The following is a 25,611-nucleotide window of genomic DNA, read 5'->3' as shown; positions in this document are numbered from 1 at the left end:
CTCATCCTATCGGCGTCGCGGCGTCCCGCGTCGGCCCCGACCCCCACTCCCAGGCGTTCCCCACCTCGCGCACCCGCGCGGCAGGCGCGGCAGGCGCGATCAGGCGCCGAGGATCCGGTCCAGGTAGGGGTTGCGGAACATGCGCCCGGGATCGAGTCGCTCGCGCAGGGCGACGAAGTCGTCGAAGCGGGGGTAGCGGCTCCGTAGGGTCGCCGCATCCAGGGTGTGGAGCTTCCCCCAGTGCGGACGTCCGTCGTGATCGAGCATGATCTGCTCGACCGCCTCGAAGTAGGCGCGATGATCGGCCCGCCAGTACCGATGGACCGCGACGTACCCGCTGTCGCGGCCGTGGGCCGTCGACAGCCAGCGGTCGTCGCCGGCGGCGACCCGCACCTCGATCGGGAACTCCACCCGCCACCCGCGCGCGTCGACGAGCGCGCGTACGGCGCGGACGGCCGAGCCCAGGTGCTCGATCGGAACCGCGTACTCCATCTCGCGGAAGCGCACCCCGCGGCTCGTCGCGAACACGCGGTGCGAGGCGTCGGAGAACTCGCGGTCTCCCCACACCCGTGCCGACAGCCGATTGATGCCGGGGACGAGGGCCGGGACCGTCCGACCGACGGAGCAGGCCAGCTGGTGCACGCCGTTGCCGACGACCACGTCGTCGATCACCCGCGACACGATCGACAGCGGCGCGGTGGGCGCATCGGCGGCGAGCCGGGTGTTCGTCTTGGTGAGGGCGACGTCGGTGTGCGGGAACCAGTAGAACTCGAAATGGTCGGCGTCGCGCATCCGCGCATCCAGCGCGCCGAGCACCGCGTCGAGGTCCTCGGGGCGCTCCGCGGCGTGCAGGCCGAAGGCGGGCACGCACTGCAGTGTGACGTCGACGAGGATGCCGAGGGCACCCAGACCGAGGGCGACGGCGGGCAGCAGCTCGGGCTCGTGGTCCTCGTCGACGGTGAGCAGCTCGCCGTCGGCGGTGACGAGCGTCGCGGCCACCACCTGGGTCGCGAGCCCGCCGAAGCCCAGACCCGTCCCATGGGTGCCGGTCGAGACGGCTCCCGCGATGGACTGCCGGTCGATGTCGCCCAGGTTGGCCATCGCGAGTCCGTAGGGCGCGAGAAGGGCGGGGATCCGATGCAGCCGTGTGCCGGCGAGGAGCCGGGCCCTCCCCCGGTCGCGGTCGACGGAGATCAGGCCCGAGAGCTCCGTGAGCTCCAGCAGGGTTCCCGGCGCGACGGCGATGCCGGTGAAGCTGTGTCCCGCGCCCACCGCCTTCACGGCTCGTCCGCGGGCGGCGGCCGAGCGCACCGAGCGGCGGACGGCCTCCACGGTCGTCGGGTATTCGACCAGCTGCGGACGGACCCGTTCGGTGCGCGCCCAGTTCTGCCATGTGCCGCCCGGTCGTGTCACAGGAAGCTCTTCCCTTCGCCGCGGTACGTCGGCGCTTCGCCCACGAGGCGATCGCCGAGGGTGAAGTGGTAGCGGTCGACGCGCTCGGCGAGCTCGCCGCTCTTGGCGTGTCGGAACCACACGCGATCCCCCACCGCCAGGCCGCGGGCGGCATCGCCCTGCAACGGGGTCTGCACCTCTCCGGCGCCCTCGCGCGCGAGGGTCTTGAGGCCCGGCGGCCACACCGGGAGGGGCTGACGCGAGGCCACGGGCGGTCCCGACGCGATCCACCCGCCGCCGAGCACCACGGCGATGTCCGCGGTGGGCTTTCGGACCACCTCGAGGGCGAACGCCGCCGCGGGCGCCGGGTCGAACGCGCGGTATCCGTCGAAGAGGTGCCCGGCGAGCAGACCGCTGCCGGCCGTCGTCTCGGTGACCGCGAGGTCGGCCGAGGTCGACTCGAGCGAGCCCGTGCCGCCGCCGTTGACGAACTCGAGCGGTGCGATCTCCCGCAGTGCGGCGACGATGGCCCCGCGACGGTCGACGAGCTCGCTGCGCGATCGGCCCTGCATCCATCTGATGACGGCGTCGCCCGAGCCGGTCGCGTCGGGCTGTCCGGCGATCTGGGCCTCGTACATCATCAGCCCGACGAGGCGGAAGCCGGGTCGGCGCGTGATCGCCCGTGCGAGACGGGTCACCTCGGCGGGCTCGTGCACGGGCGAGCGTCGCACGCCGATGTGTCCGAGCACCGGAGACCGCCAGGAGGCGTCCGCGTCGATCGCGACGCGCAGCGTCGCGCGGGAGGCGGGCGAGGCCACGGCATCCACCACGTCGAGTTGCGTGAGGTCGTCGACCATCAGCGTGATGCGGGCGGCCGCCTCCTCGTCGTGCACGAGTGCGGCCAGCGCGGCCCGGTCGACGGTCGGGTACCCGAGCACCACGTCGTCGTGGTCGCGGGCGAGCCAGAGCGCTTCCGGCAGGGTGAACGCGAGGATGCCGCGGAAGCCCGCGATCGCGAGCGTCGCGTCGAGCACCTCGCGCACGCGGATCGACTTGCTCGCCACGCGGATGGGAACGCCTCCGGAGCGCACGACGAGGTCCATCGCGTTGAAGCGCAACGCGTCGAGGTCGATCGTCGCCACGGGCCCGGACAGCTCCGCGATCGCCGCGGAGCGTGCCGCCCAGGAGGCCGACGGATCGCGCCGCGCATCGTCGGACTGCAGGCGCAGGCTCAGGAGGTCGAGGCTCATCTGATCGGGGCTCCTTCGCGCGTGAGGGCACCAGCCTAGATGACACGCGGTGTCATCGACAGCGGAACCCGGACGTTAGTCTCGACGCGTGACCCTGCTCATGAAGCTCACCGTCGGCGCGCTGTGGCTCACGTCCGGGCGGACGCGTCGTGACCTCTCCGGTGCAGAGTATCTGTCCCGGGTCGATCCGCAGCGCACCTTCGCCCCTCCGCCACGGGATGCCGGCGCGTTCGGGCGGCTGACGGAGAGCACGGTCGCGGGTTCGACGGTGCTGCGCTGGCAGCCGCACGATCACGTCGTCGGACGCGAACTGATCTACCTGCCCGGCGGCGGCTTCGTGAGCCCGATGGTCCGCGAGCACTGGTGGATCGTCCAGCGCATCATGACGGCCACGCGCGCCGCCCTCACGATCGCTCCGTATCCGCTCACGCCGGAGCACACCGTCGACGAGGCGGAGGCGTTCATCGACGCGGTCTACGACGAGGTGGCGCACCGCCCCACCACCAGGGAGATCTTCGTGGCGGGCGACTCCGCCGGGGGCAACGTCGCGACGACGTTGGCTCTGCGCGTCCGCGACACCCATCGGCATCCGCTCGACGGACTGATCCTGTTGGCACCGTGGGTCGACCCGACCATGCGCACGGCCGGAGCCTGGCAGCGGGAACGGCGCGACCCCACTCTGCGCTGCACCGGTCTGCGCGCTGCGGCCGGGGCGTGGGCCGGCACGCGCGACCTCCGGGATCCCTCGATCAGCCCGATCGACGACACCCTTGCAGGGCTGGCTCCGACGATCGTCTTCCAGGGCGCCAACGACGTGTTCCACGACGATGCCGTCGCGTTCGTCGCGAAGGCGCGGTCTGCGGGATCGCCCGCGCGCATCGTCGTGGCCGACGACGGCTTCCACGTCTATCCGGGGGCGCACTGGACCCGCGAGGCACGCGCGGCGTACGAGCTCGTCGGCCGTTTCGTGGCCGACCCGCGCGGCGTCGCCGGCTGATCGTCTCCGTCCCGTACCCCCGGTGGGACTCGAACCCACACTGAAGCGATTTTAAGTCGCCTGCCTCTGCCGTTGGGCTACGGGGGCCCGCTCCCAGCGTAGCGACGCCGCACGCAGCGGACCCCCACACCGCGGGGCGGGTGGGGGTCCGGTGCGTGCGAAACGGATGCCTCAGCTGGCGGCGGAAGCCTTCTCCTCGACCTTGGGCTCCGCGGCGGCGCTCTTCTCCGCGGCGACCGACTTGGGGTCGATCGCGGGTGCGGCGGGAGCGGCGGCCGGTGCGGCCGGGCGCGGCCGGGAGGCGAACTCCTCGAAGACGTAACGCGGGTTCTGGACGGTCTGCAGCGAGACGTTGTCGCGACGCAGCCAGAAGTTGTGCCACCAGTCGCCGATCACACGCCACTTGCGCTCCCACGACGGCATCGCGAGACCGTGGTAGCCGCGGTGGGCGCACCAGGCGATGAAGCCCTTGAGGGCGAGGTTGCCCGACTGGAACACGCCGTTGTAGAGGCCGAGGCCGGCGACGGCGCCCAGGTTGTGGTGGATGTACTCGCGCGGCACCTCGTCGCGCAGGACGGCGACGAGGTTCTTCGCGAGCAGCTTCGCCTGACGCACGGCGTGCTGGGCGTTCGGCACGCAGTAGCCGCCGACGCCCTTGCCGGTCAGGTCGGGGACGGCCGACACGTCTCCGGCGGCCCACGCGCCCTCGACGATCTCTTCCGGGGTGCCCACGCGCAGGTCGGCGCGCGTGCGGATGCGGCCGCGCTCCTCCACCGGCAGGTCGCTGCCGCGCACCACCGTGGGGTTCGCCATGACGCCGGCCGTCCAGATGATCAGGTCGGTCGGGATGGTCTCACCTGTGGAGAGCTCGACGTTGCCGTCGACGGCGCCGGTCACCTGCGTGTCGAGGTGGACGTTCGCACCGCGCTTGGCGAGGTCCTTGAGCACCCACTCGCTCGTCTTGAGCGACACCTCGGGCATGATGCGACCCATCGCCTCGATGAGGTGGAAGTGGGTGTCCTCGAAGCGCAGCTGCGGGTAATCCTTGAGCAGCGAGGACGCCAGCGCACGGGTCTCGGCGAACACCTCGATGCCGGCGAAGCCGCCGCCGACGACGACGACGGTCAGCAGACGGTCGCGCTCGGGGCCCGCGGGCAGGTTCGCGGCGCGGTCGAAGTTGGTGAGGATGCGGTCGCGGACGGCGACGGCCTCCTCGATCGTCTTCAGGCCGATCGCGTTCTCGGCGATGCCGGGGATCGGGAAGGTGCGCGAGACGGCACCCGCGGTCACGACGATCTGGTCGTAGCTCTCCTGCCACGGCTCGCCCTCGGCGGGCGTGATGGTCGCCGTGCGGGTGGCGTGGTCGATGCCGGTGACCTTCGCGGTGACGATGCGCGTCTTCTTCAGGTGACGGCGCAGCCCCACGATGACGTGACGGGCCTCGATCTCACCGGCTGCCACCTCAGGGAGGAACGGCTGGTACGTCATGTACGGCAGCGGGTCGACGACCGTGACCTCCGCCTCGCCCTTGCGCAGGTGCTTCTCGAGCTTCCAGGCGGTGTAGAAGCCGGCGTAGCCGCCGCCGACGATGAGGATCTTGGGAACGGCCCCGTGTGAGGACGTGGCGGCCGTGCTGGTCTCTGCGTGGGTCACAGGGGAAGTACTCCTTGAATCAACGGCTCGGAGTACGAGGTGCGCGCTCCGATCTGATGCGCCGGGCAGCAGCAGTGACACCGAGCGCGACCAGTATAGCCGTCAGGGTGACCCCGACGAGCGGCACCGTCCCGTAGCGCAGGGTGTCGGCGCTGGGCAGCAGCGGCGAGCGACGCTCGAGCGTCTCCGCCTGCGGGAGCTGTTCGATGACGACCGGCGTCGAGGTGGGGGTGGGCTGGGGCCCGGCGTCGGCGCGGCGGTAGAGCCGCACCCACTCCGCGAGGCTCCCCATGGGGTTGGCGTCGACCTCGGCGACCGACGCACCGACGGCCGCGTTGGCGTCGATGAGTCCGTAGCCGTACTTCTCGTCGGGGACCTTGGTCGACCCGGCCGCGGGACGTGCGGTCTTGATGATGCGGTTGATCACGTTGTCGGCGTTCAGCTCGGGGTGCGCCGAGCGGACGAGCGCGGCGATCCCCGCCACGATGGGCGCGGCACCGCTCGTGCCGTCCCAGACGACCAGCTGCCCGTCGGCGGAGACGCCGAGGAGCTGCTCGCTCGGCGCCGAGATGCCGATCGTGATCCCCTGGGTCGAGGCGCGCTCGCTCGCGACGCCGGCGCGGTTGACGCCGCCGACGGTCAGCACTCCGGGGATGGTGGCGGGGGCACCGACCTCCTCCGTGCCGCTGCCCTTGTTCCCCGCCGCGACCACGACGACGACGTCGTGATCGAAGGCGTACTGGAAGGCGTCGTCCCAGGAGGTGTCCCAGGTGAGCGTGTTCGTCGTGAACGACAGGTTGATGATGTCGGCCCCGTGGTCGACGGCCCACACCATCGCGTCGGCCACCTGTTGGACGAACGGCACGGAGGATGCTGCACCGAACCCGATCGACAGGGACAGCAGGTCCGCCTCGGGAGCGACGCCGATCATGCCGGTGTCGGCGCCGGTCCCCCGCGCCGCGGCGAGCGAGGCCACCCAGCTGCCGTGGTTCGCATCGACGGCGCCGACGGGGGTGCGACCGTCCGAGGAACCCGCTCCCGAGAAGTCCGCGCCGCCGACCACGGCGCCGGAGAACTCGACGGGCGACCGCCCGATCCCGGTGTCGATGACGGCGATCGTCGTGCCCTTGCCGCGGGTGGTCTGCCAGGCGGAGCGGATGCCGTACTCGTCCAGCCAGTACTCCGCGGCGCGCGCCGGGTCGGTGACGGCCGGTGTCGACACCGAGGCGGCCGCCGGGGTCCCGACCACGGCGGCGGGCGTGGCCGGGGTCGCCGCACCGGCGGCGGCCCCGTCGATCAGCACGACGAGTGCGAACGCCGCGGCCACGCCCAGCGCCCGATGTGCGCCGCGCGTCACGGGGCGCTCCGCGGCACGACGCACGTGCACCGCGTGGGCGACCAGTCACCGCGGGCGAGGGCGAGGTCGCCGATCGGGTTGACGCCCGGCCCTGCGGCCAGCGCATGACCCGCCAGGGCGTGCAGGCACTTCACGCGTGTCGGCATCCCGCCCGCCGAGATGCCCGCGATCTCGGGGACCTCGCCGTAGACGGCCCGGTCGGCGAGATATGCGGCGTGGGCGGCTGCGTAGGCGGCGGCGACGTCGGGATCGGTCTCGAGCACGGCGGCCAGCTCCGGCATGACCTGGGTCGCCTCGAGCGCCGACATGGCCGCCGTCGCCCCCGGGTGCGTCAGGTAGTAGAACGTGGGGAACGGCGTGCCGTCGGGAAGGCGCGGCTCGGTGGCGACGACGGTGGGATTGCCGCACACGCACCGCGCGGCGATGCCGACGACACCGCGCATCGGCCGCCCCAGCTGGGCGCGCATGACCTCGAGGTCGGCGTCGGAGGCAGGAGTCAGGGCGGGGTGCGACACCCGTCCAGGGTACCGGGGCGCGCTGACCGACCGCTGATCAGCCGGCGGGATCGGTCGGCGTCACGGTCGCCGTCTGGGCGAGTCCGGCGCCCGCGATCGAGCGCACGAGCTGCGCCATCCAGTCGGTGCGCGTCTCCTGCACCTGCGCGCTCACCGCGGACTGCTCCTGCGGGATCGCCGTGGCGGGCAGGTCGTTGTCGACGAGGTAGACCACCTCGCCGGGGCGCACGTAGTACAGCCGCTCGCGCGCCTGCGACGTGACGTAGGCGGGGTCGTTCCAGCGGTCCTTCTGCTGCTGCAGCGCCGCGACGTCGGCCTCCGTGACCTGGACGGAGTGCGTGAGCGCGGCGATCTGCTGGCGCTGGCCCAGATAGGTGCCGACCGTGGGCACGAGCGTGAACACCGCGAGGACGACGAGTCCCAGCATGATGACCGTGAAGGCCGAGAAACGGATGCCGCCGGCCCAGGCCCGCACGTCGACGCGCCCCCGCGTCCCGTCGGGCGACGCGGGGCGCCGTCCGGGACGGGAAGAGGGAGCCGGCGCGTCGCGCACGGCTCCCTCTCTCGTCATGGGGTCCAGCCTACGTGGCGCTCACGCGCCCGCCGTACGCCGCCCCGATCGGTTCAGCGAATCCTCAGCCCTTGAAGCGGGGGAACGCCGCGCGGCCGGCGAAGACCGCGGCGTCGCCGAGCTCCTCCTCGATGCGCAGCAGCTGGTTGTACTTCGCGACGCGCTCGCTGCGGGCGGGCGCACCGGTCTTGATCTGACCCGCGTTCACCGCGACGGCGAGGTCGGCGATGGTCGTGTCCTCGGTCTCACCGGAGCGGTGCGACAGCATCGAGCGGTACCCGTTCTGGGTGGCCAGCGAGATCGCGTCGAGCGTCTCCGAGAGCGTCCCGATCTGGTTCACCTTGACGAGCAGGGCGTTCGCGACGCCGAGGTCGATGCCCTTCTGCAGGCGCACCGGGTTGGTGACGAACAGGTCGTCGCCGACGAGCTGGACCTTCGAGCCGATCGCGTCGGTGAGGTGCTTCCAGGCGTCCCAGTCGTCCTCGGCGAGGGCGTCCTCGATCGTGACGACGGGGTAGTTCGCGACGAGGTCGGCGAAGTAGTCGGTCAGCTTCTCGGCCGACCACGCCTTGCCCTCGACGGTGTACACGCCGTCCTTGTAGAACTCGGTCGCGGCGACGTCCAGACCCACGGCGACGTCCTTGCCGGGGGTGAAGCCGGCCTTCTCGATCGCCTTGATGAGGAAGTCGAGGCCCTCGCGGTTGCTGGGCAGGTCGGGGGCGAAGCCGCCCTCGTCGCCGAGGCCCGTGTTGTAGCCGGCGGCCTTCAGCTCGCCCTTGAGGACGTGGTAGACCTCCGTGCCCCAGCGCAGGGACTCGCCGTAGGTCTCCGCACCGATGGGGGCGAGGAAGTACTCCTGGAAGTCGATGCCGTTGTCGGCGTGCTCGCCACCGTTGATGACGTTGAACAGCGGAACGGGCAGCACGTGCGCGTTCGGGCCGCCCAGGTAACGGAACAGCGGCAGGTCGGCCGCGTCGGCGGCCGCCTTCGCGACGGCCAGCGACACGCCGAGGATGGCGTTCGCGCCGCAGCGCGACTTGTTCTCGGTGCCGTCGGTGGCGATGAGGATCTCGTCGATGACGCGCTGCTCGCTCGCCTCCACGCCCTCGATCGCGGGGCCGAGCTCGTCGATGACGGCGTTGACGGCCTTCAGCACGCCCTTTCCGCCGTAGCGGCTCTTGTCGCCGTCGCGCAGCTCGTACGCCTCGAAGGCGCCGGTGGATGCGCCCGACGGGACGGCCGCGCGCTGGACGATGCCGTCGTCGAGCAACACCTCCACCTCGACGGTCGGGTTGCCACGCGAATCCAGGATCTCGCGTGCGCCTACAGCCTCGATCAGTGCCACAGGGGACTCCTTGCTTGTGGAGGGTGAACCTTGGAGCGTCACGGGTGTGTCTCGGCTCCGTCCTTGAGTCTAGTGACCTGGATGGCGGGGCCACTTGCGCGGCACCGGATCAAACGACCAGCGCGAGCGCGATCCCGTCCCAGCCCTTCGCGTCCAGCGTCTGCAGGGCCGTGGCCGTGAAGCGCGGGTCGTCGCGGAGCATCTGCAGCCCCGCCCGGACGCCCCGCACCTGAGGGCTGGGATCCTCGGCATCCGCCACCCGTCCCGCCCTCACCACGTTGTCGACCACGATGAGCGTCCCCGGCCGGCCCAGGCGCGCGGCCCAGTCGAGGTAGACGGTGTTGGACTCCTTGTCGGCGTCGATGAAGACGAGGTCGAAGGGAGCCTGATCCTCCAGCGTCGGCAGCACGTCGGCCCCGCGACCGACGCGGATGTCGACGCGCTCCCCCACCCCGGCGCGATCGATGCTGCGCCGTGCGACCTCGGCGTGGCGGGGTTCGGCCTCGATCGTCACGACCCGGCCGTCGTCGGGGATGCCGCGCGCCAGCCAGATGGTCGAGTACCCGCCGAGCGTCCCGATCTCGAGCACACGGCGCGCTCCGCTGAGGCGTGCGAGCAGCCACAGCAGCTTGCCGCCCGTGGGCGCCACTTCGATCGCCGGCATGTCGGCGGCGCGCTGGGCCCGCACGGCCGCGTCGAGGCCGTCGTCGGCGTCGACGAGCGTGTCGACGAGGTAGCGGTCGACCTCATGCGCGGCCGCGAGGGAGAGCTCGGTCATGGCTCCACCCAACCGCCTCGGCGCGGCCGGGTCAACGCCCCGCGGCGCGCTCCGCCTCGGCGGCGAGCAGCGCCGCGCCGGTGCCGGCGTCGTCGACAGTGACCGTGAACACCCGCCGGTCGCGGCGCGTGACGCGTATTCCGGGTCCGGTGCGCAGCACGACGCCGAAGCCGCCGCCCGGGGCCCAGCGCAGCCCCCAGCCGCCGAACTCCCCCATGGGGCTGACCTCGACCACCTCCACGCGGTCGATCTCGGCGAGCGGGAGGTGGATCCGCGGGAAGCCGGTCGCGGAGTTGACGGTCAAGCCCGTCGCATCGACGCGCACGTGGAAGACCGCGGTCGCGGCGATGACCGCGGCCATCAGAGCGATCAGCACGATGAGGATCGTCGCGGCCACCGCGCTGCCGCTGACGGCCACGGTGAGGATCGTGACGACGACCAGCAGCGCCAGAGCCGTACCGAGCACGATGAGACCGCCCCGCGCGAGACGGACGCTGCGCAGCCAGACGGCGCGCTCCCCGCTCGACAGGGGCGGGGAGATCGCCGCGGTCGTCGGAGTCGACACGATGCGCTCGTCGGGCTGGAGGAACCAGGCGAGGACGCCGACCGGGACGGCGACGACGGCCGCGACCATCAGCCAGGGGAGGACGGACGGCCCGTCGGCGGCCTCCGCGACGCCGCGCTGCATCAGCACCGACGACGTGGTCAGGACCGCGGTGAACACGGACGTCGCCCCGGCGAGGGCGCCCATCATCCGGTAGGCGGGGCCGCGGTCGCCGCGGCGCAGCCCGTTGAGCGCGGAGGCCGCGATCAGCAGGGGCACCCCGAGCCCGATCGCCGCGGTGGAGAGCACCGCCACCGCGAGGGGGCCGTAGCCGTCCGGCCCTCCGTCGACGCCCCAGTGGATGGCGATCGGGTCGGGCAGGGAGGCGCGGGCCCCCAGCTGCAGCAGCACGGCGACGAGGGTGGCGACGACGGGGATCGCGACGGCGACGACGAGGAAGCGGGAGACGGCGCGCGGCCGCGGGGTGGTCATGGTGACTCCTCCGGATCGGATGTGTGGTGGATGAGCGCGGCCAGCGCCTGCGGCGACAGTCCGCGGGAGCGGGCGCGCGCGACGAGGCCGGTGATGTCGGGCTGGAGCTCGGCCAGGCGATCCACCGCGGCCGTGACGACGGCGCCGCGACCGCGGTGCATCGAGACGAGACCCTCGTCGCGCAGCTGCTGATAGGCGTGCAGCACGGTGTGCAGGTTCACGTCGAGCGCGGCGGCGACCTCGCGCGCCGAGGGCAGGCGGTCCCCCGGGCGGAGACGGCGGGCGAGGGCGTCCGCGCGGACGGATGCCGCGATCTGCGCGAACAGCGGCACATCGCTCGTCGGATCGGTGCGGATCAGCATGCGGCCTCCGCATCCATTCTATGACAACTAGAACAGTTGGGAGGTCCGCGCGGCGACCGCCGCGGTCTCACCCCCGAGCCAACGCCCCCTCGGCGAGCGCGGCGACGATCTCGGGCACGAGCGCGTCCGCCGTGCGCCGATAGCCCAGGGCGCTCGGGTGGAAGCGGTCCAGGCTGAACATGTCGTCCGGGTGCTCGACGAACATCGGGCCCACGGTGCGGCGCAACGAGACGACGCGGGCGCCGGCGCGGCGGGCCGCGGCCGCCTGCGCGTGGGCGAGCTGACGCGAGGCCTGCGCCCCCAGAGCGCGCAGCGGCTGAGGCACCGGACGCAGCGCCCCCAGGTCGGGACAGGTGCCGACGACGACGGCGGCGCCCGTCGCCCGCAGGCGCCGCACCGCCTCCTCGAGATCGGCGGCCGCCCCCGACACCGGCGTGCGGTGGGTCACGTCGTTGCCCCCGACGATGATGACCGCGGCATCCGGCCGGTAGCCGCCCGGGAGACGGTCGAGCTGGCGCGCGAGGTCCTGCGACTGCGCGCCGACCGTCGCGACCGTGCGCAGCTGCACAGGGCGTTGGAGGAACGCGGCGATGCCTTTGGCCAGCCGCGCGCCGAGCACGTCTTTGGCGCGGTCGGCCCCGAGCCCGGCAGCGATCGAGTCGCCGACGACCACCAGCTCGATCGGCTCCCCCGGCAACTTCGAGCGCCAGAGCCGATCGGCATCCAGAGCGATCTCGCCGAGCGGCTTGCCGATCCGTCGGCGGGCGATCGCCGCCTGCCGGGTCAGCACGCTCCGCGTGATCAGGGTCGCCGCCGCTGCCGAGACGACCACGGCGACCGCGGCGGCGCGCATCGCCACACGGCGTCGCGGCGCGCCGCTCCGGCCCGGTCGGGTGTTCACGTCGCCGATTCCACCCCGGCCAGGTGAACGGTCGGTGTCGGCGCGGCGCGCGATCAGCTCAGCGGCTTGACCTCGAGCGCCGCGGCCTCCTGCCCCGCCGCGACGGTCGCGAAGGAGGTGTAGCCGTCGGCGGCGGCCCGCTCCAGAAGCGCCTTGAGGTTCTTCGTGCGCTGCTCGAGACGCACCCGCGCCCCCTCCGCCACGAGTGCGGACTTGAGTGCGACCAGCTCCTCCACCGGCACGTCGCGGTCGTGCACGAGGACGACCGCGGTCGCGCCGCCCTCGTCGGACGCCTCCAGCAGATCGACGATGCGTTCGAAGCCGATGGAGAAGCCGACCGCGGGCACCTGCTGGCCGAGGAATCGCCCGATCATCCCGTCGTAGCGACCGCCGCCGCCCAGGGAGTAGTCGACGCTCGGGTGGGCGAGCTCGAAGATCGTGCCGGTGTAGTACCCCATGCCACGCACGAGGAACGGGTCGAACACCAGTGGGGCGCCCGCCCCACCCTCGCCGGCGAGCCCCCGTGCGGCCGACACCGCGGAGCCGATCGCCACGAGATCGGCGACCACGTCGTCCGGTGCCCCGTCCGGAAGGGCCGTGCGGATCTGCCCCTCCCCGTACGGACGGAACTCGCGCGTCTGCGGCCGGCGCAGGAAGGCCTCGAACGCATCGACGGCCGCGGCGGTCGCGCCCCGTCCGCGCAGCTCGGCGGCGACACCGTCGGGGCCGATCTTGTCGAGCTTATCGATCGTGATCAGCACGCCGGCACGCTCGGCGTCGGCGAAGCCGAAGCTGCCGAGCATCCAGTCGAGGGCGCGGCGGTCGTTGATGCGGATGCTGCCGCCGACCAGCCCGAGAGCGTCGAGGGTGTCGAGGCTCGCGACCAGCAGCTCCGCCTCGGCGCGCCCGGTCGCGTCGCCGATGATGTCGATGTCGCACTGCACGAACTGGCGGTAGCGCCCCTTCTGGGGACGCTCGGCGCGCCACACCGGTGCCATCTGGATCGAGCGGAAGACCGCCGGCAGCTCCGCGCGATGGGTCGCATAGAAGCGCGCGAGGGGCACCGTCAGGTCGTAGCGCAGGCCCAGGTCGCTGAGGGCGGCCGCGTCGTCGGCGCCGGCGCGGACGGCGTCGGCATCCAGGCCCCGCTTGAGGACGTTGAAGGCGAGCTTCTCGTTGTCGCCGCCGATGCCCGCGTGCAGGCGGTCGTAGTCCTCCATGACGGGGGTCTCGATCTCGTCGAACCCGTGCGCACGGTAGCGCTCGCGGATGACGGCGAGCACGCGCTCGCGACGGGCCTTGTCGGCGGGGAGGAAGTCGCGCATGCCGCGCGGCGGGTTCACGGATGCCACGGGATCATTCTTCCAGGTCGGCTCCGGCGCCCCGCGCCTCGACCTGTCGGATGCCGCCCTCCAACGTGCGGACGGCGCCGCGCAACGCTCGCTCGGCGTCCCAGCCCCGTTCCCGCGCGAGCGCGACGAGCCCCAGCAGCGTCGCCCCGAGCTCCTCCTCGCTGCTGGGCGCCACCCCGTCCGCGAGCGGTGCGGACGGCGCACCGGGGAGCGCAGCGGCGCGACCGAGGACCTTCTGGGCCAGCGCGAGGGAGGGCATGTGCGCCGAGACGCCGTCGAGCACCGACCGCCGGTCGCGCTTCTCGGCGGCCTTCGCTGCGTTCCAGTGCACGAGCACCTCCTCAGGCGTGGTGGCCACGGCATCCCCGAAGACGTGGGGGTGGCGGCGCACCATCTTCTCCGCGAGGGCGTCGGCGACGTCGTCGATGTCGAACGGATCGTCCGGGTCCTCAGCGGCGACGGCGGCGTGGAACAGCACCTGCCAGAGCAGATCGCCGAGCTCCTCGCGCAGGTCGGCGCGCGTGCCGGCCTCGACCGCGTCGATCAGCTCGGCCGACTCCTCGACGAGGTAGGGCACGAGGTCGTCGTGGGTGATCTGCCGCGACCACACGCACCGCTCGCGGACGGCGCGCATCACGTCGGCGGCGCGGCGGAGCGCATCGCCCGACGGAGTGGACGACGCCGGGGACGACGCCGGCGATGCCGAAGGTGTCAGGAAATCGCCGGGACCCGGCGTCGGTGATGCCATGCCCGCCACGATACGAGGATCCCGGCCGCGACGAGCGAGATCGCGGAGCCCGCCAGCACGCCGAGGGTCGCCTGATCGCGGATGCCGGGGTCACCGGCGAACGCCAGCTCGCTCAGCAGCAGCGACACGGTGAACCCGATGCCGCCCAGCGCGCCCGCGGCGAGCAGGTCTCCCGCGGCCAGCCGCTCCGAGGGAGCGACGCGCAGGATCCGCTGCGCGAGGCCGCCGGCGAGGCCGATGCCGATGATCTTGCCGAGGGGCAGCGCGACGAGCACGCCCCAGAACGCCGGCGAGAGCTCTCCCGCCGACACTGCGGGGATGGTCACGAGCGCGGCGCACAGGGCGAACAGCGGGAGGATCAGGCCGTTGACCCACGGCTCGATCGCGTGGCGCGTGCGCATCGCCGGCTGCTGCGCCATCACGAGTCCCAGCACGACGCCGGCGATCGTGGCGTGGACGCCGGACTCGTGCACGGCGTACCACGTGCCGAGCGCCGACACGGCGAGACCCGCGATCGCGATCGGCCGCGCCCGGGTGTCGAGGAGTCGGCTGCAGACGGCGAAGACGACGACGAGCACGACCGCGAGCAGCAGCATGGCGGTGTCGACGTCGGAGGTGAACAGCACGGCGATGAACACGATGCCGACGATGTCGTCGAGGATCGCCAGCGCCAGGAGGAAGACCCGCACCGCGGGCGGAAGGCCGCGGCCGAAGACGGCGAGCACACCCAGCGCGAACGCGATGTCGGTGGCCGTCGGGATGGGCCACCCGGCCGATGTCGCCGGCGTCCCGGCGATCGCCAGATACAGCGCGACCGGCACCAGCACGCCGCCGGCCGCGGCGATCGCCGGCAGCACGGCGCGCCGCGCGGAGGCGAGCTGCCCGCTCGTGAGCTCGAACTGCAGCTCCACCGCCGCGACGAAGAAGAACACGGCGAGCAGACCGTCCGAGATCCAGTGACGCACCGAGAGGTCCACGACGCCGGGGATGCCCAGGTGCGCATCGGCCACGGCGAACGCGGCATCGCGCAGCGGCGAGTTGGCCAGCACGAGGCCGGCGGCGGCGGCGAGGAGCAGCAGAACGGCGGGGAAACGCGCGGATCGCAGCAGGGACATGGGCACTCCGAGGGGTCGACGGACGGGAATCGCCGACCAGACTTCCCGGCACACCGGAATGCGGACTCCGAACGGGTCTCAGCCCCGGACTCTGCACGGTTTCACACCAGGCTGAATCATACCCCGTGACAAAGGTGAAACACCGTGCCATTAGCGTGGTGTCATGCGCGAACTCACCCGAACCGAAGCGATCGACCTCGTCGGCCGCGACGAGGCCGAGAACGAACTGCCCGAGCGCCTGCGCGCCGACGTGCGCATGCTCGGTGCGCTGCTCGGTCGCGTCCTGCGCGAGAGCGGCTCCCCCGGCCTGTACGACGACGTCGAGCGCCTGCGGCTCGCGACCATCGCCGCCTACACCGACGAGTCGCCGGAGGCGTTCGAGCGGGCCGCGACGATCGCGGAGTCCTTCTCCGTCGAGCGCGCCGACGAGGTCGCGCGCGCCTTCACGGTCTACTTCCACCTCGTCAACCTCGCGGAGGAGCACCAGCGGGTGCGCGTGCTGCGCGAACGCGACGGCCGTCCGGAGAAGGAGGATGCCGCCGACTCCGTCGCCGCCGCCTTCGTGCGCCTCGCCGCTGAGGTCGGCGACGACACCGCGCTGCAGCGCCTGCAGGACATGCGCTTCCACCCCGTGTTCACGGCGCACCCCACGGAGGCGCGTCGGCGCGCCGTGTCCACCAGCATCCGCCGTCTCGTGACGCTGCTGACCGAGCACGACGCCTCGCTGAACGGTGGCGCTGACGAGCGTCGGGCCGAACGCCGCATGCTCGAGGAGATCGACACGCTCTGGCGCACCGCGCCGCTGCGCGCCGAGAAGCCGACGCCCGTCGACGAGGTCCGCGCCATCATGGCCGTCTTCGACGAGACGCTCTACACCGCCGTCCCGCACGTCTACCGCCGCGTCGACGACGCGCTGCAGGGGCCCGCCGCCGGCGGACGCGCGCCGGTCGTGCGTCCCTTCGTGCGCCTGGGCACCTGGGTCGGCGGCGACCGCGACGGCAACCCCTTCGTCACCGCGGCGGTGACGAAGAAGGCGGCCGCGATCGGCGCCGAGCACATCCTGCTCGGCCTGGAGCGCTCGGCCGATCGCATCGCGAAGACCCTCACCCTCTCCGCCGACACGACACCGCCCAGCGACGAGCTCCTCGCGCTCCTGCAGCGCCTCGCCGACGCCGACGAGGACGGCGCCGCGGATGCCGCCAAGCGCGCCGCCGTCGAGCCGCACAAGCGTGCGATGCTGCTCATCGCCCGCCGGATCACGGCGACCCGCGGGCGCGACGCCGATCTCGCCTACCGCGACCCCGAGGTGCTCCTGCGCGACCTGCGGATCGTGCAGCAGTCCCTCGTCGAGGCCGGCGCACCCCGGCAGGCCTACGGCCACCTGCAGCAGCTGCTGTGGCAGGTGGAGACGTTCGGATTCCACCTGGCCGAGCTCGAGGTGCGCCAGCACTCCGCCGTCCACGCCAAGGTGCTCGCCGAGGCCGCCGGCGGCGAGCCGCTGAGCACCCAGGCCGAAGAGGTGCTCGAGGTGTTCCGCACGATCGCGCAGATCCAGCACCGGTACGGGCCGCGCGCCGCCGGACGCTACATCGTGTCGTTCACGCAGTCCGCCGGCGACCTCGCCGCCGTCCACGAGCTGGCCCGCCTCGCGGTCGGCCCGGGGGGCACGCCGCCGGTGCTGGACGTGATCCCCCTCTTCGAGACGTTCGCCGACCTGCAGGCCGCCCCCGGCATCATGGCCGAGATCGTGGAGCACCCGCAGTTCGCGGCGCGGCTGGAGGCGACCGGCCGCCGCCTGGAGGTCATGCTCGGCTACTCCGACTCGTCCAAGGACGTCGGCCCGGTCGCGGCGAACCTCGCCCTGTACGAGGCTCAGGCCAAGATCGCCGCGTGGGCGAAGCAGACCGGCATCCACCTCACGCTCTTCCACGGGCGCGGCGGCGCACTCGGACGCGGCGGCGGACCGGCGAACTCGGCGATCCTCGCCCAGCCCCCGCACTCGGTCGACGGCCGGTTCAAGCTCACCGAGCAGGGCGAGGTGATCTTCGCCCGCTACGGCGACACGAACATCGCGATGCGCCACATCGATCAGGTCGCGGCCGCCGTGCTCCTCGCCTCGGCGCCGTCGATCGAGAAGCGCAACAGCGCCGCCGCCGAGCGCTACGCCGAGGTCGCGGCGACGATGGATGCCGCATCGCGCGAGCGGTTCTTCTCGCTGGTGAAGGCCGACGGCTTCGCCTCCTGGTTCGCGACGGTGACGCCGATGGAGGAGATCGGGCTGCTCGCACTCGGCTCCCGCCCCGCCCGGCGCGGCCTGTCCGTCGAGTCGCTCGAAGACCTCCGCGCGATCCCGTGGGTGTTCGCCTGGTCGCAGGCGCGCATCAACCTCGCCGGGTGGTTCGGCCTGGGCTCCGCGCTCGAAGCCGTCGGCGACGTCGAGCTCCTGCGCCGTGCCTACGCGGAGTGGCCGCTGCTGCGCACCGTCATCGACAACGTCGGCATGAGCCTCGCGAAGGCCGACGGGCGCATCGCCCGCCGCTACCTCGACCTGGGCGACCGTCCCGACCTCGCCGCCCTCGTCGTCGACGAGCTGCAGCTGACCGGCGACTGGGTGGTCCGCATCGTCGGCGGGGACGAGCTGCTCGCCAACAAGCCGGTGCTGCAGCGGGCCGTCAAGATGCGCAGCCCGTACGTCGACGCGCTCTCGCTGCTGCAGTTGCGCGCCCTGCGCACGTTGCGCACCGGCGAGCACGACGAGGCGGATCTGCCGCAGTGGCAGCGACTGCTGCTGCTCAGCGTCTCCGGCGTCTCGGCCGGACTGCAGAACACGGGGTGAGCCGCCCCGCGCCCGTGACGCCGCGCGGGCTCAGTCCGCGCGGCGGTCGTCGGCGTGGCGCGCGAGCGCTGCGCCGTAGCGCTCGGTGAGCTGGATCATCAGATCGGGCGTGTCGCGGTCCAGGCCGAAGACGAAGCCGGGGAAGTCCAGCTCCTTCTGCAGGGCCCAGATCTCCTCGTGACGGTCGGGCGACAGCATCCGTGCGGGATCGCCCACCGCCACCCACCCGATCGGCACGACCGACTCCGGGGGCAGCGCGGTGCGCACGTGCACGATGGCGCCGATGCGCACCTCCGACCGGTCGCCGATGCGCGCGCCGTTGAACACGCGCGTGCCGGTGGCGAGGAACACCTCGTCGCCCACGGTCGCCCCCGAGATGCTGGCGGTCGGCCCGACGAGGACGTGGGAGCCGATGTGGACGGGGTGCACTGCGCTGGCGCGGATGAGCGCGTTCTCCATGACGATCACGTGCGTGCCGAGCGTGATCGGGCCGCCCTCGGCGGTCAGCACGGCGCCGTGGAGGATCTGGCATCCCGCGCCGATCTCCACGTCCCCCGAGATCACCGCCGTCGGGGCGACCACGGCGTCGGGGTGGATGCGGGGCCGGGCCCCGAGGTGTTCGAACTGCATCATCGACCTCCCGACCTCACCCTAGGGCGCCGCCGCCGAGCCGTCGAGGCTCTGTCGGAGCCCCATTAGGGTGGGACAGGCCGAACCACCCGGGACTGCGGCCGGAAAGCTCCACCGTGACAGAAACCCTCACCTCCCTGCCCTCTTCCGTCGCCGCCGTCTTCGACGCCGTGGTCGACCGCAACCCGAACGAGCCCGAGTTCCAGCAGGCCGTGCACGAGGTCGTGAACTCGATCGCGCCGGTCATCGAGAGCCGCCCGGAGTTCGCCGCGGCCGGAGTCCTCGAGCGCATGGTCGAGCCGGAGCGACAGATCATGTTCCGTGTGCCCTGGGTCGACGACCAGGGGCGGGTCCGCGTGAATCGCGGCTTCCGCGTGCAGTTCTCCTCGGTGCTGGGCCCCTACAAGGGCGGCCTGCGGTTCCACCCGAGCGTGAACCTGTCGATCGTCAAGTTCCTCGGCTTCGAGCAGATCTTCAAGAACGCGCTCACCGGTCAGGGCATCGGCGGCGCCAAGGGCGGCAGCGACTTCGATCCCCGCGGGCGCTCGGATGCCGAGATCATGCGGTTCTGCCAGGCCTTCATGAACGAGTTGTACCGGCATCTCGGCGAGCACACCGACGTCCCCGCCGGCGACATCGGCGTCGGGGGCCGCGAGATCGGCTACCTGTTCGGGCAGTACCGCAAGATCACCAACCGTCACGAGTCGGGCATGTTCACCGGCAAGGGCGTGCAGTGGGGCGGGGCGGAGGTGCGCACGGAGGCCACCGGCTACGGCGCCGTCTTCTTCGCGGAGGAGATGCTCGCGGTGCGCGGACGGTCGATGTCGGGTCGCCGGGTCGGTGTCTCCGGCTCGGGCAACGTCGCGATCTATGCGATCGAGAAGGCGCATCAGCTCGGGGCGATTCCGGTGACGGCGTCCGACTCGTCGGGGTATGTGGTCGACGACGAGGGCATCGACGTGGGCCTGCTCCGTCAGGTGAAGGAGGTCGAGCGGGCACGGATCTCGACGTACGCCGACCGCCGCGCCTCCGCGCGCTTCGTCGAGGGCGCCCGCCCGTGGGAGGTCGCCGTCGACATCGCGATCCCCGCCGCGACGCAGAACGAGCTCGACGAGACGGACGCGCGGGCGCTGCTGGGAAACGGCGTCGGCGCCGTGTCGGAGGGCGCGAACATGCCCTGCACCCCCGCGGCCGTCGCCGCCTTCCAGTCGGCCGGTGTGCTCTTCGGCCCGGGCAAGGCGGCCAACGCCGGGGGTGTCGCGACCTCGGCGCTCGAGATGAGCCAGAACGCCGCGCGACAGCGCTGGAGCTTCGAGGACAGTGAGCGGAAGCTCCGCGCCATCGTCCGCGACATCCACCGCGCCGCGTTCGACGCCGCCGAGCGACACGGGCGCGACGGGGACTACGTCGCGGGCGCCAACATCGCCGGGTTCGAACGCGTCGCCCAGGCGATGCTGGCGCAGGGAGTGATCTGACGGCCGTGTCCTCCGGAGCCGGCTCCCCCGCCCCCGCCACCGTCTCGACGCTGACCCTGTCGACGTTCGTCGTCGGCTCGATGGTCGGCGCCGGGGTCTTCTCGCTGCCGGGCACCTTCGCGGCGCAGACGGGGGTGGTGGGCTCCCTCGTCGCGTGGGCGGTGGCGGGCACCGGCATGCTCATGCTGGCGCTCGTCTTCCAGCGGCTGGCCGCGCGCCGGCCGGAGTTGGATGCCGGCGTGTACTCGTACGCGCGGGCCGGGTTCGGCCGCTACCTCGGCTTCCTGTCCGCGTTCGGCTACTGGGCGAGCGCCTGCGCGGGAAACGTCTTCTACTGGGTGTTCATCATGTCTACGGTGGGCGCGGTGCTGCCCGCCGTCGCCGGGGGCGACACGCCCGTGGCCGTCGCGGTGTCGTCCGCGGGATTGTGGACCTTCTTCCTGCTCGTGCGTCGCGGTACGCGTGAGGCGGCCGCGGTCAACCGCATCGTCAGCGTCGCGAAGGTGCTGCCGATCGTGGTGTTCGTGTTCCTGTGTCTGTTCGCGTTCGATCCGGCGGTGTTCGCCGCGAACCTGTCCGGCCCCGGCGACGTCCCGCTCTACGATCAGGTGCGCGGCACCCTGCTCGTCACGGTGTTCGCCTTCATCGGCGTCGAGGGCGCGAGCGCGTACTCGCGGCACGCACGCCGCCGCCGCGACATCGGGCGCGCGACCGTGCTCGGATTCCTCAGCGTGCTCGCGATCTTCCTGTCGGTGACGATCGTGTCCTTCGGCATCCTCCCGCGCGAGCGCATCGCGCAGCTGGCCCAGCCGTCGATGGCCGGGGTGCTCGCCGAGGTCGTCGGACCGTGGGGTGCGGGCTTCGTCGGCGTGGCGCTCATCGTGGCGGTGCTCGGGGCGTACCTGTCGTGGACGCTGATGGCGGCGGAGGTGCTGCTGGTCGCGGCGCGCGACGGCGACCTGCCCCCGGTGTTCGCCCGCACGAACGCCCGTGACGTGCCGGTCGGAGCCCTCACGATGTCGACGCTGCTCGTGCAGGCACTGCTGATCGTGGTGCTCTTCTCCACGAACGCGTTCGACGTCGCGCTCAGCCTGACCAGCGCGTTCGCGCTCATCCCCTACGTCCTCACGGCGGGGTACGGGCTGCGTGTGGCTCTCGCCGATGCCCGCTCCGACGGCTCGCGCGCGGTCGCCGGCGCCCTCGTCGTGGCCGCCTGCGCCACCGCCTACACCCTGTTCCTGCTCGCCGCGGCGGGAGGCCAGTACCTGCTGCTCGCGATGCTGGTCCTCGTGCCCGGCACGCTGCTGTTCGCCCTCGCGCGGCGCCGTCGCGGCGACCGCGTCTTCCAGCGCGGCGAGTGGGTCGTCTTCGCCGTCGCCGTCGCCGCGGCTCTCGCGGCGGCCGTCCTGCTGGCCGTGGGGGCGATCGAGATCTGAGCGCCCCGGGCTCAGGCCTCGACGGCCTCGGCGACCGGCAGCGGGTAGAGCTGGTCGATGAGCTGGCCGACCCAGGCGATCAGATCACCGTCGGCCAGTGGCTCCCCCGCCGCCGTCGGCAGCGGCACGACCATCGCCTCGCCGCCGGCGAGGACCTTCGACTTCGGGTAGAGGCGCTGCAGCCGCACCCGCAGCGAGTCGGATGCCGGCGCCGGCACGACCCGCAGGTTCGGCCCCATCGCGACGACGTCGCTGAGGCCCGCGACGGCGGCACGGCGGCGCAGCCGGGCGATCGCGACGAGACCGTCGACCTCGCGCGGCGGCGTGCCATAGCGGTCGGTGAGCTCCTCGATCACGAGATCGATGGGGTCGCTGGAGGCTCCGGCATCCCCGCCGCGCGTACGGGCGTCGGGCGAGGCGGCGGCCGAGAGCTTCTGGTAGGCCTCCAGGCGCAGACGCTCGCTGTCGATGTAGCTCTCCGGCAGGCGGGCGTCGATGGGAAGCTCCAGGCGCAGCTCGGTCGGCCCCTCCACGTCGTCGCCGCGGAACGTCGCGACGGCCTCGCCGATCATGCGCAGGTACAGGTCGAAGCCGACTCCGGCGATGTGGCCGGCCTGCTCGGCGCCGAGGAGATTGCCCGCGCCGCGCAGCTCCAGGTCTTTGAGCGCGACCTGCATGCCGCTGCCCAGATCGTTGTTCACCGCGATGGTCTCGAGCCGATCGGCCGCGGTCTCCGAGAGAGGCTTCATCTCGTCGTAGAGGAAGTAGGCGTAGGCGCGCTCGCGTCCGCGACCGACGCGTCCGCGCAGCTGATGCAGCTGGCTGAGGCCGTACTTGTCGGCGCGGTCGATGACGATCGTGTTGGCGTTGGAGATGTCCAGACCGGTCTCGATGATGGTCGTCGACACGAGCACGTCGAACCGGCGCTCCCAGAAGCCGTCGACGACCTCCTCCAGGGCGTGCTCGCCCATCTGCCCGTGGGCGACCGCGATGCGCGCCTCCGGCACGAGCTCGGCGAGGTGGGCGGCGACCCGCTGGATCGACTGCACGCGGTTGTGCACGTAGAAGACCTGGCCTTCGCGCAGGAGCTCGCGACGGATCGCGGCGGCGATCTGCTTGTCGCTGCGCGGACCGACGTAGGACAGGATCGGATGCCGGTCCTCCGGCGGGGTCTGCAGCGTCGACATCTCGCGGATGCCGGTCACCGCCATCTCGAGCGTCCGCGGAATCGGCGTCGCGCTCATCGCCAGGATGTCGACGTTGGTCTTGAGCTTCTTCAGCGCATCCTTGTGCTCGACGCCGAAGCGCTGCTCCTCGTCGATGATCATGAGGCCGAGGTCTTTGAAGACGACCTTCTCGGTGAGGATGCGGTGGGTGCCGATGACCATGTCGATGCTGCCCTCGGTGAGCCCCGCGAGGATCTCGCGCGCCTCCTTGTCGGTCTGGAAGCGCGACAGCGCCCGCACCTTCACGGGGAAGCCCGCGAACCGCTCGGTGAACGTGTCGAGGTGCTGCTTGACGAGCAGCGTCGTCGGCACGAGCATCGCGACCTGCTTGCCGTCCTGGATGGCCTTGAACGCCGCGCGGACCGCGACCTCGGTCTTGCCGAAGCCGACATCGCCGGACAGCAGGCGGTCCATCGGGATCGGCCGCTCCATGTCGGCCTTGATCTCCTCGATCGTCTGCAGCTGATCGGGGGTCTCGGCGAAGGGGAACGCCTCCTCCAGCTCGCGCTGCCAGGGCGTGTCGGGACCGAACGCGTAGCCCTTGGCCGCCATCCGGGCGGAGTACAGCTTGACGAGCTCCACGGCGATGTCGCGGACGGCCTTGCGCGCCTTGCCCTTCGCGGCAGCCCAGTCGCTGCCGCCCATCTTCGACAGCGTGGGCGCCTCGCCGCCGACGTACTTGCTGAGCAGGTCGAGCTGGTCGGTGGGGACGAAGAGCTTGTCGCCGGGATGACCGCGCTTGGAGGGCGCGTACTCGAGCACGAGGTACTCGCGCGTCGTCTTCACGGCGTTGCGGCCGCCGCTGGACACCTCGCGCTGCACGAGCTCGACGAAGCGGCCGATGCCGTGGGTGGCGTGCACGACGATGTCGCCCGCCTTCAGCTGCAGCGGGTCGACGACGTTGCGGCGCCGCGATGCGAGCTTTTTGACGACGCGGCTGTCGGCACCGATGGTGCGCCCGTAGAACTCCGCCTCGGTGAGCACCGCCAGTCGGGCGTCGGGCTGCTCGAATCCGCTCTCCAGCGCCCCGAGCACGGCGACGGCCACGCCCGGCTCGGGGGCTTCGGCCAGCGCGTCGACCGTGCGCGCCGCGATGCCGCGCTCGGCCAGCACGTCGCGCGCACGGTCGACGAGCCCGGCGCCGGAGGCCGCGATCACGACGCGCCAGCCGTCGGCGAGCAGGTCGCCCACGTGGGCCGTGGCGCCGTCGACGTTGCCCTGGAACGACGGCACGGCGGAGGCGGGGACGCGCACGACATCGGCCCGGTGCCCGCCGTCGATGCCCGCGAGGTCGGCCGCCGCGTCGGCGTCGCCCGAGTCGAACCCACTCAGCGTCCACCACACACCGCCGCGCGCCGAGGTCGCCGCGCGCAGCTCAGGCAGGGCGAGGAAGTCGCCCGAGCCGAGATCGATCGGGGTGTCGGCGCCGGCGACGGCGGCGCTCCAGGCCGCCTCGAGGAACTCGCGGTTGGTCTCCCCCAGCGTCATCGCCCGACCCACCGCGCGCTCGGGATCGACCAGGGCCACCGCCGTCGCGGCGGGGAGATAGTCCACGAGCGGCACGGCGGCGTCCGCGAGGGCCGGAAGGAGCGATTCCATCCCTTCGACCGGGATGCCTTCGCTCATCTTCTCGAGCATGCCGCGCAGGCCCGGGAACCGGTCGCGAAGACCCGCTGCGCGCTCGCGCACGGCCGGCGTCAGCAGCAGCTCACGGCTGGGCAGCAGGGTGACGGCCGCCACCTCGCCGGGCAACGAGCGCTGATCGGCGACCGAGAACGCGCGGATCTGGTCGACCTCGTCGCCGAAGAACTCGACGCGGTACGGGTGATCGGCGGCGGGCGGGAACACGTCGAGGATGCCGCCGCGCACGGCGAACTCACCGCGCCGCGACACCATGTCGACCCGGTGGTACGCGAGGTCGACGAGCCGGCGCGTCACCCCGTCGAGGTCGTAGCCGCGACCCCCTGCCGACAGCTCGATCACGCCGGCGTCGGTCAGCCCCGCCGCGATCGGCTGCAGCGCGCTGCGCACCGACGCGGTCACGATGAGGGGGTGGGAGCCGTCCCAGTGGTCGACGGCGCGCAGCACGGCGAGGCGCCGCCCGACGGTCTCCGGCGACGGGCTCAGCCGTTCGTGCGGCAGGGTCTCCCAGGCGGGGAAGTGCAGCACCTCGGCATCCGGCAGGACGCTCGACAGCGCCGCGCCGAGCGCTTCGGCCCGCCGGCCGGTCGGCGCCACGGCGAGCAGGGCCGCCGGGTGTCCGGCGCGGCGGCGGCGCTCGACGAGTGCCGCGAGGACGGGCGCGTCGAGTCCCGCGACGAGCGAGAAGTCGGTGTCGGCGAGCGCGGACTCGACGGCTTCGCGGACCGTGTCCGCCTGGATGAGGGCGCGAACGATCCCGGAAACTGTCACCGGAAGAGTCTACGGCGCACCGCCGACACCGGACGCTGCGCGCCGCTCGCCGCGACGCCGCTCCGACGCGCGCCGAGCGGCGGCTCTGCCTAGGATGAGCACGTGAGCGACAACCCGCAGCCCGCTGCGCCCCTCGAGCCCACCGCGCCGGCGGCCCCCTCCACGAGCGGCGGCTACGTCCAGCCCGCTCCCGGGGCGCCTCCCGTCTACGTCCCCCCGGCGGC

At 72.5% G+C, this 25,611-nt stretch carries 20 protein-coding genes and 1 tRNA gene; 4 read left to right on the top strand and 17 right to left on the bottom strand.

Annotated elements, in window-relative coordinates; all coding sequences use genetic code 11:
• Positions 1-99 precede the first annotated feature (99 nt).
• Both AC1Q49_RS10115 and AC1Q49_RS10110 read right to left on the bottom strand, forming a co-directional pair.
• Entirely contained in the window at positions 100-1,413 is a 1,314-nt protein-coding gene (locus tag AC1Q49_RS10115; protein WP_492491960.1) for a D-arabinono-1,4-lactone oxidase, read from the bottom strand.
• Entirely contained in the window at positions 1,410-2,642 is a 1,233-nt protein-coding gene (locus AC1Q49_RS10110; protein ID WP_492491958.1) for an alanine racemase, read from the bottom strand. Before AC1Q49_RS10110 ends, AC1Q49_RS10115 begins: the two co-directional genes overlap by 4 nt.
• An 88-nt stretch (positions 2,643-2,730) precedes the next feature.
• Between AC1Q49_RS10110 and AC1Q49_RS10105 the strand changes: the two genes are divergently transcribed.
• On the top strand, positions 2,731-3,639 hold the full coding sequence (locus AC1Q49_RS10105) for an alpha/beta hydrolase (protein WP_492491956.1): 909 nt from the start codon (positions 2,731-2,733) through the stop codon (positions 3,637-3,639).
• Positions 3,640-3,653: 14 nt separating this feature from the next.
• On the opposite strand, the gene AC1Q49_RS10100 is transcribed toward AC1Q49_RS10105, so the two are convergent.
• The 13 genes from AC1Q49_RS10100 to AC1Q49_RS10040 form a co-directional block, all read right to left on the bottom strand.
• Positions 3,654-3,726: transfer RNA gene (locus tag AC1Q49_RS10100), tRNA-Leu, on the bottom strand.
• 84 nt (positions 3,727-3,810) lie between these two features.
• The gene (locus AC1Q49_RS10095) at positions 3,811-5,292 is read right to left on the bottom strand and encodes an NAD(P)/FAD-dependent oxidoreductase (RefSeq protein WP_101306025.1); all 1,482 of its coding nucleotides are present in this window, start codon (positions 5,290-5,292) and stop codon (positions 3,811-3,813) included.
• 19 nt (positions 5,293-5,311) lie between these two features.
• On the bottom strand, positions 5,312-6,592 hold the full coding sequence (locus AC1Q49_RS10090; protein WP_371836323.1) for a S8 family serine peptidase: 1,281 nt from the start codon (positions 6,590-6,592) through the stop codon (positions 5,312-5,314).
• 53 nt (positions 6,593-6,645) lie between these two features.
• Entirely contained in the window at positions 6,646-7,116 is a 471-nt protein-coding gene (locus AC1Q49_RS10085) for a DUF501 domain-containing protein (RefSeq protein ID WP_082734169.1), read from the bottom strand.
• 85 nt (positions 7,117-7,201) lie between these two features.
• A complete protein-coding gene (locus tag AC1Q49_RS10080; RefSeq protein WP_492491953.1) occupies positions 7,202-7,735 on the bottom strand; it encodes an FtsB family cell division protein in 534 nt (177 codons plus the stop codon).
• Between the two features lie 64 nt (positions 7,736-7,799).
• A complete protein-coding gene (gene eno, locus AC1Q49_RS10075) occupies positions 7,800-9,080 on the bottom strand; it encodes a phosphopyruvate hydratase (RefSeq protein WP_060959801.1) in 1,281 nt (426 codons plus the stop codon).
• 109 nt (positions 9,081-9,189) lie between these two features.
• Positions 9,190-9,858 carry an O-methyltransferase gene (locus AC1Q49_RS10070; RefSeq protein ID WP_492491951.1) on the bottom strand — a complete coding sequence of 223 codons (669 nt, stop codon included), beginning with the start codon at positions 9,856-9,858 and terminating at the stop codon, positions 9,190-9,192.
• Between the two features lie 31 nt (positions 9,859-9,889).
• Positions 9,890-10,894: a DUF1648 domain-containing protein gene (locus AC1Q49_RS10065; RefSeq protein WP_492491949.1), complete on the bottom strand. Its 1,005-nt coding sequence runs from the start codon at positions 10,892-10,894 to the stop codon at positions 9,890-9,892.
• Positions 10,891-11,256: a GntR family transcriptional regulator gene (locus tag AC1Q49_RS10060; RefSeq protein WP_492491947.1), complete on the bottom strand. Its 366-nt coding sequence runs from the start codon at positions 11,254-11,256 to the stop codon at positions 10,891-10,893. The genes AC1Q49_RS10065 and AC1Q49_RS10060 overlap by 4 nt, the downstream gene beginning before the upstream one ends.
• Before the next feature lie 67 nt (positions 11,257-11,323).
• Positions 11,324-12,109: an SGNH/GDSL hydrolase family protein gene (locus AC1Q49_RS10055; protein WP_492491994.1), complete on the bottom strand. Its 786-nt coding sequence runs from the start codon at positions 12,107-12,109 to the stop codon at positions 11,324-11,326.
• Between the two features lie 101 nt (positions 12,110-12,210).
• Positions 12,211-13,482: a histidine--tRNA ligase gene (locus tag AC1Q49_RS10050; RefSeq protein WP_492491992.1), complete on the bottom strand. Its 1,272-nt coding sequence runs from the start codon at positions 13,480-13,482 to the stop codon at positions 12,211-12,213.
• Positions 13,483-13,513: 31 nt separating this feature from the next.
• Positions 13,514-14,257 (bottom strand): nucleoside triphosphate pyrophosphohydrolase, encoded by a 744-nt coding sequence (locus AC1Q49_RS10045; RefSeq protein ID WP_060959805.1) that lies wholly within the window; start codon positions 14,255-14,257, stop codon positions 13,514-13,516.
• A complete protein-coding gene (locus AC1Q49_RS10040; RefSeq protein ID WP_060959806.1) occupies positions 14,221-15,372 on the bottom strand; it encodes a Na+/H+ antiporter NhaA in 1,152 nt (383 codons plus the stop codon). The genes AC1Q49_RS10045 and AC1Q49_RS10040 overlap by 37 nt, the downstream gene beginning before the upstream one ends.
• Before the next feature lie 163 nt (positions 15,373-15,535).
• Here AC1Q49_RS10040 and AC1Q49_RS10035 point away from each other — a divergent pair, with 163 nt between their 5' ends.
• Entirely contained in the window at positions 15,536-18,208 is a 2,673-nt protein-coding gene (locus AC1Q49_RS10035) for a phosphoenolpyruvate carboxylase (protein WP_061782183.1), read from the top strand.
• Positions 18,209-18,238: 30 nt separating this feature from the next.
• Here the strand turns inward: AC1Q49_RS10035 and AC1Q49_RS10030 are convergent, their stop codons facing one another.
• Positions 18,239-18,838, bottom strand: a complete 600-nt coding sequence (locus tag AC1Q49_RS10030) for a gamma carbonic anhydrase family protein (protein WP_101306018.1) — start codon at positions 18,836-18,838, stop codon at positions 18,239-18,241.
• 116 nt (positions 18,839-18,954) lie between these two features.
• Here AC1Q49_RS10030 and gdhA point away from each other — a divergent pair, with 116 nt between their 5' ends.
• Positions 18,955-20,313, top strand: a complete 1,359-nt coding sequence (gene gdhA / locus AC1Q49_RS10025) for an NADP-specific glutamate dehydrogenase (RefSeq protein ID WP_060959809.1) — start codon at positions 18,955-18,957, stop codon at positions 20,311-20,313.
• A complete protein-coding gene (locus AC1Q49_RS10020; RefSeq protein ID WP_492491989.1) occupies positions 20,310-21,749 on the top strand; it encodes a basic amino acid/polyamine antiporter in 1,440 nt (479 codons plus the stop codon). The genes gdhA and AC1Q49_RS10020 overlap by 4 nt, the downstream gene beginning before the upstream one ends.
• A gap of 11 nt (positions 21,750-21,760) precedes the next feature.
• Here the strand turns inward: AC1Q49_RS10020 and mfd are convergent, their stop codons facing one another.
• Entirely contained in the window at positions 21,761-25,387 is a 3,627-nt protein-coding gene (gene mfd, locus AC1Q49_RS10015) for a transcription-repair coupling factor (protein ID WP_492491943.1), read from the bottom strand.
• Positions 25,388-25,611: the final 224 nt, after the last annotated feature.

The sequence above is a fragment of the Microbacterium sp. MPR-TSA4 genome (assembly GCF_058792815.1).
Note: the sequence above shows the minus strand (reverse complement) of the source record. Positions and strands in the feature narration are given on the sequence as shown.

Coding starts and splice junctions, on each gene's coding strand:
- AC1Q49_RS10085 (WP_082734169.1), bottom strand. CDS start 7,116: ATGCGCGCCCAGCTGGGGCGGCCGATGCGCGGTGTCGTCGGCATCGCC.
- AC1Q49_RS10040 (WP_060959806.1), bottom strand. CDS start 15,372: ATGTCCCTGCTGCGATCCGCGCGTTTCCCCGCCGTTCTGCTGCTCCTC.
- AC1Q49_RS10110 (WP_492491958.1), bottom strand. CDS start 2,642: ATGAGCCTCGACCTCCTGAGCCTGCGCCTGCAGTCCGACGATGCGCGG.
- AC1Q49_RS10045 (WP_060959805.1), bottom strand. CDS start 14,257: ATGGCATCACCGACGCCGGGTCCCGGCGATTTCCTGACACCTTCGGCA.
- AC1Q49_RS10055 (WP_492491994.1), bottom strand. CDS start 12,109: ATGCGCGCCGCCGCGGTCGCCGTGGTCGTCTCGGCAGCGGCGGCGACC.
- AC1Q49_RS10050 (WP_492491992.1), bottom strand. CDS start 13,482: ATGCGCGACTTCCTCCCCGCCGACAAGGCCCGTCGCGAGCGCGTGCTC.
- AC1Q49_RS10030 (WP_101306018.1), bottom strand. CDS start 18,838: ATGCAGTTCGAACACCTCGGGGCCCGGCCCCGCATCCACCCCGACGCC.
- AC1Q49_RS10065 (WP_492491949.1), bottom strand. CDS start 10,894: ATGACCACCCCGCGGCCGCGCGCCGTCTCCCGCTTCCTCGTCGTCGCC.
- AC1Q49_RS10035 (WP_061782183.1), top strand. CDS start 15,536: ATGCGCGAACTCACCCGAACCGAAGCGATCGACCTCGTCGGCCGCGAC.
- AC1Q49_RS10080 (WP_492491953.1), bottom strand. CDS start 7,735: ATGACGAGAGAGGGAGCCGTGCGCGACGCGCCGGCTCCCTCTTCCCGT.
- AC1Q49_RS10070 (WP_492491951.1), bottom strand. CDS start 9,858: ATGACCGAGCTCTCCCTCGCGGCCGCGCATGAGGTCGACCGCTACCTC.
- AC1Q49_RS10060 (WP_492491947.1), bottom strand. CDS start 11,256: ATGCTGATCCGCACCGATCCGACGAGCGATGTGCCGCTGTTCGCGCAG.